Here is a 13,499-nt window from a genome sequence, read left to right as displayed (position 1 = left end):
ACAAGATTAAACGGTAGACTTCAACAAAAAAACACCCTCCGCTGGAGGGTGTCTTCGCACTTTTTGTATAAAATCAATCTATTTCGGAGAATCAACAGGAAACTGCATCATAAATTCAGTTCCTTCGCCAAAAATGCTATTCGCCTGTATGGTTCCATGATGAGCATCTACAATGTTTTTTACAATAGCAAGTCCCAGACCCGTGCCTACACTTTCCCCGCGAACACGAGCTTTATCAGCCTTGTAGAATCGTTCAAAGATAAACGGTAGATCCGACGTTGGAATGCCTACACCCTCGTCCTTAATCGAGATTTTAGCTGCAGGAATTCGACCATCTGTTACAAGCTTTGCTGAAATCATAACGTTTTTATTCGTAGGGGTATGTCGAAAAGCATTGTCCAACAGATTGGTGAAGACCTGTTCAAGGCGATCCTCATCTGCGTGATGCAGCTTAATGGAGGATTGTACACAGTCCAAGTGGAGCGAGATTCCTTGTTCTTTGGAACGTACCGAGAATTTGCGATAAACTCGTTCAAGTACGTCCACCAGATCAACTTCTCTCATCGCCATATCTGTATGACCTGCTTCCATTCTAGCCAGATCCAACAGATCTTTCACCAATCTCCCCATGCGAAGAGACTCGTCATGAATAACCTGAATTAATTCTTCGCTCTCTTCCGGAGATGCTGCCATCCCATCCAAAAGAGCTTCACTGTAGCCCTGCATCATGGATAAAGGTGTACGTATTTCATGTGATACATTCGCAACAAAATCTCGCCGCATCTTCTCCAGGCGCACTTCCTCCGTTACATCACGAAGTACAGCAACAGCTCCTCGGATCACACTATCCGCATATAGCGGCGTCATCTGAACAGACCATACTCCCTGTTGAACATGAACGTTGGAACTCTGATCTCCACCTTGCTCCATAACGAGCTTGAACAGAGGAATGAGCGGCTCGGGTACATCCCGAGAAGCACTTGCCCGTTCCGATGTATCATCTGTATCCGCTTGTGACCAATCTAGATCGCACCAAACCTGCATAATTTTCTCGCCTGGAGGATTGGTTAGGATCACTTTGCCTTCACCATCAAACGTAACTACTGCATCCGTCATGCTTCGTAGCACACTAGCGAGATGCTCTTTTTCATGATTAAGATTCCGGATATTATCTTCCAGTTGCGCAGCCATATGATTGAAGGTGTTTGCCAATTCGCCAATTTCATCACTCGTCACGAGTGATAAGCGGGTATCATAATTTCCTTTTCGAATGGAGTTAGCTGCTTGAATTAATTGCTGCATCGGCTGAGTGATTTTAGTAAAGAGAAATAACGCAAAGAATGTTGTCAAACTGAAGCCTATAATACAGACATACGTAAATAATCTCTTGATATCCCTCGACTCTGATTCAGCAAAATTGGTATCAATGTAAGGCAGCAAAAAAAGCCCCAGCGCTATGAGTACACAGCCCACAAGGAAAATAATCGTAATCCATAACTTGCCAACGAGCGATCTCCAGAACGCAAAACTATTTCGGTACTTCCAGTTTATAGCCCACACCCCAAACTGTCGTAATCATCGCCGCCGATTCAGGCGAAACCTTGTTTAATTTTTCACGAAGACGCTTAACATGTGTATCTACAGTACGGAGATCACCGAAAAACTCATAATTCCAAACATCCTTGAGAAGCTCCTCTCTAGAAAAAACCTTGTCTGGAGAAGTAGCCAAATAATGCAACAGTTCGTATTCTTTTGGTGTAAGACTAATCTCTTCGCCGCCTGCTGTAACGCGGTGAGCATCATGTTCAATAACCAAGTGTGGAAATACAATGTTGTTGCTTGAGTTGCTCTCTTTGGACAAGTACGCTGTTGCAGATGAACGACGTAATATAGCCTTCACTCGGTATATCACTTCGCGTGGACTAAATGGCTTGACCACATAATCATCAGCTCCAACCTCAAAACCCTGAACCCGATTAATTTCTTCACCTTTTGCTGTCAGCATCAGAACAGGAGTTGATTTAACTTGACGGAGTCGGGTACACACTTCAACGCCATCCATTCCTGGCAACATAACATCCAGAAGAATCAGTCCGTAATCTCCTGCCGTCGCTTTCCGCAGAGCGGTCTCTCCGTCCTCTGCCTCATCAATTTCGTAGCCTTCTTTTTCAAGATACATTTTCAAAAGTCTGCGGATTCGTTCTTCATCATCCACAACGAGAATTCGATTCTCATGCTCTGCCATTCCAACTCCAGCCCCTTTGCAATAACTGCTCGTCACTTCTATTATGTTCGATCTGGCGAACAATATTTGAATGCCCGCTTTTAACGTGAGGGCTCACACCTATGTTTCATGGGTTTCTCTCCAGAACGTTATGAAACAACCGCCTTAATCTGCCCCTGCATAAGAGTGTAGCCCAGCGATGATCAGATTGACACCAACCAATGTAAACATCACAACCAAGAAGCCTAACACTGCAAGCCAAGCAGATTTCCGTCCCTGCCATCCCCTGGATAAACGTAAATGTAAGTATACACTATAATAAAGCCACGTAATTAATGCCCATACTTCCTTCGGATCCCAGCCCCAGAACCGACTCCAAGCAATCTGAGCCCATATCATAGCAAAAATCAACGCGCCTAACGTAAAAATCGGAAACCCAATGGCAATAGCTCGATAACTAATTTCATCTAGATCGTCAGCATCAATACCATCTAGTGCAGGTTGTAGGACTTGTCCAAGTGGTCTTCTTACAATTAAACGAATAATGCCATACAGGATCAGACCCATGATTACAGACCAGACCACCGTGTTCAGTTTGCGTCCAGCATTTACCCCGTTCATCCAAGATGGTGTCTCAAGTAACGGTTCTTTCATGCCAAGAAACGGTTTCATGCTCTCTACCTCACTCTGATACGGTGCAAAAATAGGAGGCATGCGATAAATCACTTTCTCTATTGTACTATTTCCCTGTACCTCTGTGTCAATGCTCGCTGTTTCTTTGACGAACACAGCTTCATATCCAGATGCACGAAAAGCAAATACTGTACCGATAAATCCAATGACAACCACAATCGTAATCAGTGTGAATTCGACCCAACCACGCTGACGTCTAGAGGATTTATCTTTGCCACTGAAATCAACGGTACGCAACAAATACATAAATCCTGCTGCAAAGCCCACTGCAAAGAAGGCTTCACCTAGTGCTGCCAAAGTGACATGAATTTTCAACCAAATAGATTGTAGCGCAGGAATGAGTGGCTGCACTTCCTGTGGAAATACGGCCGCATACGCCATAATAATAATGGTAAGTGGTAACGCGAAAAGTCCAATTAATGTTTTACGATAAATTGCATAAACTACGATGAAAGCCACCATAATCATCATGGATAAAAAGCTCATAAATTCATACATATTGCTTACAGGGATGTGCCCTGCACCAGCCCACCGAGTGAAGAAAAAGATTAAATGAGCTGCGAGAGCTATCGTTGAGGCAATAAAGGCTCTCTTGCCCCATTTTTCAACATGAGCCTGAGGATCACGATTACTCCACTTTTTGCCCATAACCGCCACACCATATAACATAAACGCTGCACTATAGAGAAAAAAAGATACAATAAATGCGTCGCTGCTGAAATCCAATAAACTCATGCTTGGTTCCCCCCGTTATCCAACGACTTCTCATCTACTTCCACATTCATCTGTTTTAGCACAGTTGCAACCTCGCGCCTAAAGCCAAACCAATTTTTGTTGGTATGACCTCCAAGCGTAAGATGACCATCATCAATACGTATCCATATACGGCGGTGATGCCAGTAAAAGCCCATAATCAGACCCAACATGACAATTCCAGCTCCTACCCAGACAAAAGGCATTGCTTTATCAATTCGAATATTGAGATAACTCACCGATTGAATGATGTCCACTTTATCCATACTATCCACTTCTAGCTGAAATGGGATTGGATCACCCGAGAGCTGTTGGTTAATCGAATCTTGTTGAAATCGCTCTTTATCAATTTGCTTGGCAAAATACAAATATTGAATGCCCCCTTCAGGCAGCTCTGGACCGGTAATCAAAAATAAAAAGGCCGGTGCATTCGGTGAGGGCGATTTCGAGGTGGGCTTCCCTTGCGCATCCAAAGCAAAGTCCATAAATTTATTTTTGACCTCTAACGTATATGGCCCAACTTGGAAGCTTGGCTGTGTATCCACCATATCGATCTTCAGTTCGCCAATCCTCTCACCTGTTTGAGTATTAACCAATTCAGGAGTAACTGATCGAATCGTCGGGGTTAAATCGTAATCAAATTGATATGCCTTCAGCCCGTTGTAGTTTAATGGATGATTTACTCGCACATCATGTCTTGCAACCTCAGACAACTGAGGTTTTTTGGTCAGATCTGAACAGTCAGCAGTACATTCATACAGCACAACTTTGGTTTCGAAGAGCTTAGGAACCATCCGATTCAAATTACGAAATTGTTCCGTCACCTCTTCCTCACTGTAGAACTCCACATTAAACTGTTCATTCTTCAAATACATAGATGTATTCGGAATCTTCTTAATCTCACCTTCGGGAAATGCCACATGTTCATCCAAATTCAATCCCGGTAACCCTCGAGCAAGTACAGCTAATAAAAATATGATGAGTCCAATGTGGATAACATAAGGTCCCCATCGGCTGAATCGCTGCTTCTCAGCAAGTAATGCATCACCTTCGGTATGTACACGATATCCCTTCTTTTTAAGCGGCGTAACCGCTTTCTTAATCCAATCCGCAGAATCACCCTCAATTGCACCCTGGTACACAAGACGTTGTCGGGTAAGAAACTGCATATGCTTTCGGATTTTCTGCTTATTCAGCGCTTTGTAAAGTGGGAGTACTCGGTCAAGGCTGCATATGACTAGCGAAGCACCAATTAACACAAGTAAAAGTATGAACCACCATGATTCGTATGTATGGGATAAGCCCAGTAGATAATAGATATGACCTAATTGCCCATACGTCTCTTTGTAGTACACGGAAGGGTCAATATTAAGAAACGTGCTTTCTTGAGGATAGATTGTCCCGAGTATAGATCCAAGTAGCGTAAGCACAATCATGTACACCGCAATTTTTACGGATGAGAAAAAGTTCCAAACCTTATCAATGATATTAGGGTTGCTGCGCTGTGAACGACGAGCCATTCCATCATAACGCATTTCGAGCACTTCATCTGATTTGGCCTCAGCTTCAAGCAGTGGCTTTCCGCAGGCTTCGCACAGCACCGTGCCTACTGGATTTTGGTGTCCACACTCACATTTTGTGTTTTGGAACACGACTGGACCTCCGTTCAGGGCTGTTTAGCCAGTTGTGAAATTTGAGCGTCAAGTGTGTCTAAATCTAGTTGACCAATGTGAATGGTAGAAATTTTGCCCGTATTAGACACGAAGAATGTAGTCGGCATCGGAGATATCCCATAATCTCGAACTGAATTTTTGTCACGATCAAGCATAATAGGAAATGTAACACCAACCTGCTTCACAAAATGCTCTACGGTCATCTGATCTTCCCCTACATTAATCCCGATAAATTGAACACCCTGGTCTTTCCACTTATCCGCTTGTGCTTGAAGTGCAGGCATCTCCTTCACACAAGGCTCACACCATGTCCCCCAAAAGTTGACGACCAGTGCCTTGCCCTCGTATTCCTCAGACGTATGTACTTGACCGTCCAAGCCCAGCAGTTCAAAAGAAGGTGCTCGATCTCCTTCTTTTGGCTTGCCATTCGAGCCGGATGCGGATGTGCTAATTGCATATCCGCCCAACACCAGGATCAAAAACAAAATGACGATCTGCACCGTTCTTCTTGATTTCCCCATGTGCGCTCTCCTTTTAAGGTGACTATATAAATTGAACTAAAGAATAGTACACAAACCTCCCGTGTAAAAGTTTAGTTCAATTTATATAGATCATTCGCAATACGTAACTGTCCCAGATATCTGTGAACATCCTATGAACAATTATAGCGAATTCCGTCACAAAATTGCGGCAGTTTTATGAAAATTATGTGTCCTTACATTACCTTTTCTTCATTTTTTTGGCTGGTTCTGATTTTGCGAGTTGAATTAGGTTATTGACTTCTTCTTTGGATAGATTACGAGTCAGTCCCCGTTTCAGGTTTTGCAGCAAAATCCCACCGAAAGCAATACGTTTTAAGCGTGTCACCGGATGGTTAATCGCTTCAAACATCCGTCGAACCTGGCGGTTACGACCTTCATAAATAGTAATTGAGATTACGGCCTCATTGTTTGCGGTATCCACATCCTTGTATTCAACCTCAGCCGGAGCGGTCATACCATCATCAAGCATAATCCCTGTCTTTAATTTTTCCAGAGCCGATCCATGCGGAACGCCTTTGACGGTTGCCAAATACGTTTTGGGTACATGGTGCTTTGGATGTGTCAGCAAATGTGCAAATTCGCCGTCATTCGTAAGAATCAATAAACCTTCCGTATCATAGTCCAGTCTTCCTACTGGATATACACGCTCTTTGACCCCTTTAAGGTAATCGGAAACAATTTTCCGTCCTTCTGGATCGGATGCACTTGTAATTACACCTTTTGGTTTGTTCATGAGCAAGTACACTTTTTTCTCACTGCGGATTGGCTTCCCGTTTACCGTAATGATATCCTCTTCAGGGTTTGCTTTCGTGCCGAGTTCGGTCACGACTTCCCCATTGACTTCTACTTTGCCGGACTGGATCAGTTCCTCGCTTTTGCGACGGGATGCGATACCAGCTTGAGCAATAATTTTTTGTAATCTTTCCATGTTTGTCATGTCACCTCACACTAATGATACCCATCAAGGAGGGAAATCACAAGGATAATCCAAGGAAAATGTAAACAGAGGCTCTAAATGACCATTTCGAGTACGAATCGTATAACTTTTAACGCCAAAAAACTCACCCTTCTTATCTCTGTTACCAGAACAAGAAGGATGAGTAGCATTAAAGCTATATTTTTTTGTTCGATCTACTTTTTAAGAGCTTCATAAGTCTAATTCAATTAATTCGAGACCTTACCTGCAACAACCACTTGCTTTCTCGTAGGTTTTGCGTTTTCTTTAATAAAGTCTTGCAGGGTTTGTGATGTAATGAAGTACGTTCTTGAACCATAGACAAAGGTCATCATGCCAATGACTTGATTGTTTTGATCCAACACAGGGCCACCAGAGTTACCTTGTGCCATGGATTTTACAATACTGCCTATGCCTTTTCGACCTGGAACATCGGTTGCATTAGGGCTGGAAACCCGGCTTTTAGCAATCGTATTGTATGTTGCAGGGAATTCATCATCGAGAATAACTAAATCCCCATCTGGATTTTTCGGAAAACCAATTGTGTAAACAAGTTGATTATCCCTTGCGTTTGCAAACGTTACAGGCTGTGCATTTATTTCTTCATCCAGCTTCAGTAGAGCCATATCCGTTACCGGATCAGTCTTTATAATCTTGGCTTTGATCGGACGCTTCAGCTCGCCTGGACTGGCAACAGTTAACGTTCCCTCATCACCATTCGCTAGCTCCGCATACTCCTGAACGACATGATAATTCGTAAGCACTTCGTCCTTGGATATTAAAATGGAAGTTCCGACATCATAATAAACCACGTCCGGTTCATCCTGCTTGACTAAACGAACGTTAACGACTGGAAAAGAATCCGCGGTAACCGCAAATTTGTCTCGTAATTGTTTATCAAAATATCCGGTAAAATGTATCGTGTTGACCGCTTGCGCGTCCACCATTCCAGTAGGGCCAGTTAGCAGACCTATCGCCATCATGCCTGACAACCCAAACTGAAGCACTCGTTTCCATCTCTTATGCATGTGCAACTCTCCTCCCGCTATCCATTCTAGCATATCTTGTATATCGGAAGGAGAAAGCAACTTGGTTAACTATAATTATAGAATATATTGAAATAGATTTATCCAAAAACGATTAAACAGATGACAAGTGCCGCAATGAAGCCCACAACATCTGAAAACAGACCTACTTTGAGTGCATAACGACCGTTTCGAATGCCTACCGCCCCAAAATATACGGTCAGTACATAGAGCGTCGTATCTGTGCTGCCTTGAATTGTAGAGGCCATACGACCAATCATGGAGTCAGGCCCATAAGTCTTAATCAGATCGGTTGTAAAAGCTAGAGAGCCTGTCCCCGTTAGCGGACGAAGAATTCCCAGTGGCAGGACTTCTCCTGGTATTCCCATCCAGGATACAAGTGGAGCAAACCAACTAATGACAAAATCAAGGGCTCCCGAAGCACGAAATACACTTATCGCAACCATCATTCCCACGAGATGAGGAATAATGCTAATCGCAGTGGAAAACCCCTCTTTTGCTCCATCAACGAAGGATTCATAGACTGGAACCTTCTTGGTAAACGCATATAATGGAACAAACGCGATAATAACCGGAATGGCCCAGGCAGAGATCCAGTTGACGAAGGTTAGCAAGGTTATTCATCCTTTCATGCCAGGATTGCCGCTTTTCACGATACGTGGCGGTTTATTCAGCGTTCTATTTCTATACCAACGATCTGCCATAATCGCTGCCAGTGTTGCGATCATTGTTGCGATTAGCGTCGTGCCCACAATCTCTGTTGCGTTGGCAGATTGGTAATTCAACCGAATAGCAATTAGCGTCGTAGGAATTAGCGTAATACTTGCCGTATTTAATGCGAGTAGTGTACACATGGCTGGGGATGCCGTTTGTTTATCAGGGTTAAGTTCTTGTAACTGTTGCATCGCCTTAATGCCCATTGGTGTAGCAGCATTCCCTAGACCGAGAAGGTTAGCGCTCATATTAGATAGGATATAACCCATGGCTGGATGATTACGAGGCACGTCCGGAAACAAGAAGGCAACGACTGGACCAAGAAGCTTAGCAATTTTGCTAAGCAGTCCAGCATCTTCACCTATTTTCATCATACCCATCCAAAATACAAGCACACTAATCAGTCCTAAACAAACCGTAACCCCGGTGGCCGCCCCATCAAAAGCCGCTTGCGTGACCACTTCAATCTTTCCATTCACTGCTGCAAAAACAAACCCAATCACAATCATCAGTAACCAGATTAGATTGATCAACCAGGAAAACCTCCTTTACGGGGACAACAAGTGACTTATCACGGCACGCCATGCGGCTGCCCAAGTTGTAATTTCCCCTATCCCAGCAAATGCAGCTTCTTGCATCTCAGGTTGGGGAGGAATATAACTTCCTTTGTGGTACACGGGAATAGAGCCTATGAATTTCCCATTCAGTTGCATTTCAATACGACCAGCTAGACCAAATGAAAGATCATTCGCTTTACTTTCGGTTTGCGATTCATTTTGACTGCGATTGGTCGTTAAGATCAGCTTTTTACTTATAGAGTCGATCTCACTTTCAGCCAGCGGATATTGAAACCCTCGTCCTGTAACGACCGTGGTATTCGCCACAGGCTGTTCTTTTTCGGCGATTTCTCTTAAAGGAAAGTTTTTGAATCCGAAGTCCAGCATACGTGCATGATCGTTCCAATCGTCTCCATCATTCAGGGTTACAGCCGCTAGCTGTTGCCCATCCCGCGTCGCTGAGCTTACCAGACACCTGAAGGCTTTTTTGGTATAACCGGTCTTAACCCCGTCAGCTCCTTCATACAATCGCAGCATTTTATTTTTGTTGTGCCAGGAGTATTCCCAGCTTTCATTAGGATTCGGTGCCGATTTGTTCTCCGTTGCCACGATGCGTTTGAACACGGGATTATGTAGCGCATACGCCGTTAAACGTGCCAGATCATTCGCCGTAGAATAATGTCCCTCGGCATCCAAGCCATGAGGATTCATGAAGTGAGAACGGGTTAACCCGATCTCCTCTGCTTTCTTATTCATCAGAAGCACAAAGCCTTCCTCTGAGCCACCAACATGCTCGGCAATAGCCGAAGCTGCATCATTACCAGAACGCAACATAAGTCCATACAGCATGTTCTCAAGCGTCATCTCTTCGCCAAGTTTGAGATAAAGTGACGATCCTTCCTTTGCAAACGAAGAGGCTGTCACCTTCACCTTATCTTGTAGTTTTCCATGTTCAATGGCGACAATCGCGGTCATGATCTTGGTCAAGCTGGCGATACGCAATTCTTGATCTCCAGACTTGCTGTACAAAATCCGCCCAGACGTGACATCAATGAGAGCTGCGCTCTGAGCATGAGTTGAGGGGCTTGGAATGGTTCCAGATGCACCGGCAATTCCAACTGAAGACAACAAAAATAATGGAATCAGGAAACTTGCAATCATTTTCGTTAACATTTTCATTCAACCATTCCTCCGGGTCACTTGGAATCTTGTACTACTTTATGTCTGGACAACCCGAAGTATGTCCTAGTGATACAAAACAACCTAAAAATCCCTCCCGCATGTGCTGCGGGAGGGATTCATTACATCCATTTTTTTAGCTGTAAGTCGATGGATCTGGATTGTGGTGCTGAGTTTGATCTTGGACATTACTTGTTGCAGGATTACGACGGAACATCTCCTGAATTCGATCCATAGCGTATGGCATTGAATCGATTAATTTCTCAAATAGATGTGTTGAATTATCAAGTGGTACGATATGAACGCCTTGTTTTCCTACGACGAGGAAGGCAATCGGACGGATGGACACGCCACCCCCGCTACCTCCACCGAATGGAGAAGCAACCTTGGCTGATTTTGCATGTTCCGCAGTTGACGCAGAACCGCTTTCTTTCTTTTCGACATTCACATTAAAGTCACTACCGCCCGCTGCAAAACCAAAGCCCACTTTACTGATCGGCAAAATAACCGTACCGTCCGGTGTTTCAACTGCATCGCCAACGATTGTATTGACATCTACCATGGCCTTGATATTCTCCATAGCAGTTTCCATTAAGCCTTGTATTGGATGATCTGACATGTAAGTTCCCTCCAGTTTCATTTTAACTAGGTTTGATCTAAACCATATCATCCCCAATTTCAAGGGAGTTATGTACCCGTGCGTACCTTGATACATCTTGAAATTAGTTTAAACCATCATTTGGCAAGGCTCACAATTAAATGTGAGAATTTTGATGTTGTTCCTTGAGCTTCTGCTTGTGTCTGCGCCGCTGCTCTTGTAGAAGTCGAAACCACATCCGCCAACCCCCTTCTACTTTGAGAACACGCGTCATCAGACGGAGTCCTGCGGTGAAGAAAGTACCAAATCGAACGCGCATATGCAACTCCAGTTCAGTCTGAAATTCCATCTCATCCCCCCACACTGGAATGACTTCCAGACACGGTGTGCGTTTAAACTGTACCTGATAGGATAAAAATCCAATCATAATGGACTTTATTGTCCATACCCAGCCTGTAACGATGGCGGTATAGGCCGCATCCGCTACTCCAATCCGGGTAGACCAGGATAAATCAGTCATATGTACACGGGTGAGCGTTTGTTTGACCCAAATTTTGAGTGCATCTGTCGCTCTAAGCATAACTTTTACTTCTTTTGCCCATTTTTTAACTTTGCGTTTGTTCACACGCTCGTTGCCCTCTGCTTCCCCCCGCGAATGGTTCGTTCGTTGCTGCGTCTTCACAAGAAATCCTTCTTTCATATTTTTGAAGACGATACTCGGGATTTCATATTTGATGCGAACCAGACCGTAGAGAAGACGAATATTGATAAGAGCATAATCATCACTTCTATGTTTACGGAACGTAAAGTGTATATGAATATTCGAGATGAGAACAATGGCAAGTAAAAGAATGGCAAACAGCACGATTCCCCCAAGCCAAATCCACACAGGCCTTACCTCCAAGGCTACAATTCTCTTCCTGAATAGTATGACACTATATATTGGAAAAAATTCATAGCTCATTGAAAAACCGTTGAATTTACATAATTCAGTCATCACCCTTCCACATCATGCAAACGCAAATAGACCGAAACCTTTATGTACAAAAGGGATCGGCCTACATGTGCGTGTAACACGATGATAACTTTTTAATCATTTACCTATTTTCGTGATCTCCGTCATCCAAATCCTCAACAGTGTCTAATCCATGATCATCGATTACCTCATCGAATGAATCCGTCTGATCACTTCCATCCAAGCTTACCTGTTGCACATCTAACTTATCGAACAAGAGCTGTGTCTCTTCCTCTAGGTTTTCCGTATCTTCGAATAACCCTGGCTCAGGAAGATCCTTAATTGTAGCCAGTCCGAAATAATCTAAGAACGACTTAGTTGTGCCATACAGGATCGGGCGCCCGATAGCCTCTGCTCGTCCCACTTCATGAATTAGATCTTTGTTCACTAACGTATGAATCGCACGTTCAGACTTCACACCGCGGATCTCTTCAATCTCCACCCGAGTAATCGGCTGGCGATAGGCCACAATGGCAAGCGTCTCCAGAGCAGCTTGGGATAACGATGTACGCGCTGGAGAATAGGCAAGTTTTTCAAAATAAGAGGCATGTTCAGGCAATGTTCCGAGTTGCACTACGCCGGCCAGCTTGAGAATCTGAACCCCTCTTCCCTGATTTGCAAAATCAGCAACCATCTCCTCCACCGCATCGGACACTCGTTCCGGATGTTGATCTACGATTTCGGCAATTTGTTTGATACTCAGACCTTCTTCTCCGGACAAAAACAGCAGGCCTTCAATAATCGACTTCAATTTCGGAAAATCCATGATTCCTTGCTTCCCCTCTCCACTCCATAACAATATCCTCAAACATCCGTTCCTGATAACAGACGATCTGCTTCATCTTCATAAGCTCTAAAATCGCAAGAAAGGTAACGACAATTTCATGCCGATAGATCTGTTCATCTAACAGCTTAGAAAACAACAACTTACCTCCTGGCCCTATACGCTCCAGTGCACCAATGACATCGCGAATACGATCTTTAACCGATATTTCATCTCGTTGAATACGAGCAACGGTCGTTCGTTTCTCAGCCTTACGTAGCGCCTTCTGAAAAGCAGCGATGAGATCCGAGGTATGGAGACCCTGCACCGGATTCGATTGTGTCTCCACAGGCATATAAGGTCTAAGATCTTCAGGCTCTTTCGAAAAGATGAGGCTCCGCTCCCACTCCCGCTCATGCAGATGCCTTGCAATCCCTTTGTATTTGCGATATTCAATCAGACGTGCAATCAGTTCAGCACGTGGATCATAATCTTCATCTTCGATATAATCATAATCCTCAAAATCCTCAATTACCGGTGGTTTGGGCAGTAATAGTTTGCTTTTGATCGATAAAAGTGTTGCAGCCATCACGAGAAATTCACTTGTAATATCGAGCTCCAATTCTTGCATCGAATGCAGATAAGCCATATATTGATCGGTAATATCGCTGATGGGAATATCCTGGATTTGAATCTCTGCCTTGTCGATCAAGTGAAGCAGCAGATCCAAAGGCCCTTCAAAAGTCTCCAGTTTGTATGTAACTACCGTCACTAGACGAATCCTCCC

Annotated in this window: 14 protein-coding genes; all 14 read right to left on the bottom strand. The window is 43.9% G+C overall.

Annotated features, from left to right (window positions below; all coding sequences use genetic code 11):
• Positions 1-78: 78 nt before the first annotated feature.
• Positions 79-1,560, bottom strand: a complete 1,482-nt coding sequence (locus J2T19_RS02355; protein ID WP_307212729.1) for an ATP-binding protein — start codon at positions 1,558-1,560, stop codon at positions 79-81.
• On the bottom strand, positions 1,529-2,245 hold the full coding sequence (locus tag J2T19_RS02350; RefSeq protein ID WP_017687664.1) for a response regulator transcription factor: 717 nt from the start codon (positions 2,243-2,245) through the stop codon (positions 1,529-1,531). Before J2T19_RS02350 ends, J2T19_RS02355 begins: the two co-directional genes overlap by 32 nt.
• 144 nt (positions 2,246-2,389) lie before the next feature.
• Positions 2,390-3,652 (bottom strand): cytochrome c biogenesis protein CcsA, encoded by a 1,263-nt coding sequence (gene ccsA / locus J2T19_RS02345; protein ID WP_056696653.1) that lies wholly within the window; start codon positions 3,650-3,652, stop codon positions 2,390-2,392.
• Positions 3,649-5,322, bottom strand: coding sequence for a cytochrome c biogenesis protein ResB (resB, locus tag J2T19_RS02340; protein WP_307212722.1), 1,674 nt, complete (start codon positions 5,320-5,322; stop codon positions 3,649-3,651). Before resB ends, ccsA begins: the two co-directional genes overlap by 4 nt.
• 14 nt (positions 5,323-5,336) lie before the next feature.
• Positions 5,337-5,864, bottom strand: a complete 528-nt coding sequence (locus J2T19_RS02335) for a redoxin domain-containing protein (protein WP_056696649.1) — start codon at positions 5,862-5,864, stop codon at positions 5,337-5,339.
• A gap of 199 nt (positions 5,865-6,063) precedes the next feature.
• On the bottom strand, positions 6,064-6,813 hold the full coding sequence (locus tag J2T19_RS02330; RefSeq protein WP_056696646.1) for a pseudouridine synthase: 750 nt from the start codon (positions 6,811-6,813) through the stop codon (positions 6,064-6,066).
• Between the two features lie 236 nt (positions 6,814-7,049).
• Positions 7,050-7,868, bottom strand: coding sequence for a S1 family peptidase (locus J2T19_RS02325; protein WP_307212716.1), 819 nt, complete (start codon positions 7,866-7,868; stop codon positions 7,050-7,052).
• A 98-nt stretch (positions 7,869-7,966) separates the two neighbouring features.
• Positions 7,967-8,500 carry a spore maturation protein gene (locus J2T19_RS02320; protein WP_056696642.1) on the bottom strand — a complete coding sequence of 178 codons (534 nt, stop codon included), beginning with the start codon at positions 8,498-8,500 and terminating at the stop codon, positions 7,967-7,969.
• A gap of 6 nt (positions 8,501-8,506) precedes the next feature.
• Positions 8,507-9,133: a nucleoside recognition domain-containing protein gene (locus J2T19_RS02315; protein ID WP_307212712.1), complete on the bottom strand. Its 627-nt coding sequence runs from the start codon at positions 9,131-9,133 to the stop codon at positions 8,507-8,509.
• Between the two features lie 15 nt (positions 9,134-9,148).
• Positions 9,149-10,336, bottom strand: coding sequence for a D-alanyl-D-alanine carboxypeptidase family protein (locus J2T19_RS02310; protein ID WP_307212708.1), 1,188 nt, complete (start codon positions 10,334-10,336; stop codon positions 9,149-9,151).
• Between the two features lie 136 nt (positions 10,337-10,472).
• Positions 10,473-10,955 carry a GerW family sporulation protein gene (ytfJ, locus tag J2T19_RS02305; protein ID WP_307212706.1) on the bottom strand — a complete coding sequence of 161 codons (483 nt, stop codon included), beginning with the start codon at positions 10,953-10,955 and terminating at the stop codon, positions 10,473-10,475.
• A gap of 136 nt (positions 10,956-11,091) precedes the next feature.
• Positions 11,092-11,823, bottom strand: a complete 732-nt coding sequence (locus tag J2T19_RS02300; protein WP_307212702.1) for a DUF2953 domain-containing protein — start codon at positions 11,821-11,823, stop codon at positions 11,092-11,094.
• A gap of 208 nt (positions 11,824-12,031) precedes the next feature.
• Entirely contained in the window at positions 12,032-12,715 is a 684-nt protein-coding gene (gene scpB / locus J2T19_RS02295; RefSeq protein WP_307212699.1) for an SMC-Scp complex subunit ScpB, read from the bottom strand.
• On the bottom strand, positions 12,684-13,484 hold the full coding sequence (locus J2T19_RS02290) for a segregation and condensation protein A (RefSeq protein WP_056696629.1): 801 nt from the start codon (positions 13,482-13,484) through the stop codon (positions 12,684-12,686). The genes scpB and J2T19_RS02290 overlap by 32 nt, the downstream gene beginning before the upstream one ends.
• Positions 13,485-13,499: the final 15 nt, after the last annotated feature.

This window comes from Paenibacillus tundrae, from assembly GCF_030812775.1.
Classification (GTDB): domain Bacteria; phylum Bacillota; class Bacilli; order Paenibacillales; family Paenibacillaceae; genus Paenibacillus; species Paenibacillus tundrae_A.
Note: the sequence above shows the minus strand (reverse complement) of the source record. Positions and strands in the feature narration are given on the sequence as shown.

Excerpts from the sequence above, each read along its gene's own strand:
- J2T19_RS02350 (WP_017687664.1), bottom strand. The coding sequence starts at position 2,245 with ATGGCAGAGCATGAGAATCGAATTCTCGTTGTGGATGATGAAGAACGA.
- ccsA (WP_056696653.1), bottom strand. The coding sequence starts at position 3,652 with ATGAGTTTATTGGATTTCAGCAGCGACGCATTTATTGTATCTTTTTTT.
- J2T19_RS02335 (WP_056696649.1), bottom strand. The coding sequence starts at position 5,864 with ATGGGGAAATCAAGAAGAACGGTGCAGATCGTCATTTTGTTTTTGATC.
- J2T19_RS02330 (WP_056696646.1), bottom strand. The coding sequence starts at position 6,813 with ATGGAAAGATTACAAAAAATTATTGCTCAAGCTGGTATCGCATCCCGT.
- J2T19_RS02325 (WP_307212716.1), bottom strand. The coding sequence starts at position 7,868 with ATGCATAAGAGATGGAAACGAGTGCTTCAGTTTGGGTTGTCAGGCATG.
- J2T19_RS02310 (WP_307212708.1), bottom strand. The coding sequence starts at position 10,336 with ATGAAAATGTTAACGAAAATGATTGCAAGTTTCCTGATTCCATTATTT.
- ytfJ (WP_307212706.1), bottom strand. The coding sequence starts at position 10,955 with ATGTCAGATCATCCAATACAAGGCTTAATGGAAACTGCTATGGAGAAT.
- scpB (WP_307212699.1), bottom strand. The coding sequence starts at position 12,715 with ATGGATTTTCCGAAATTGAAGTCGATTATTGAAGGCCTGCTGTTTTTG.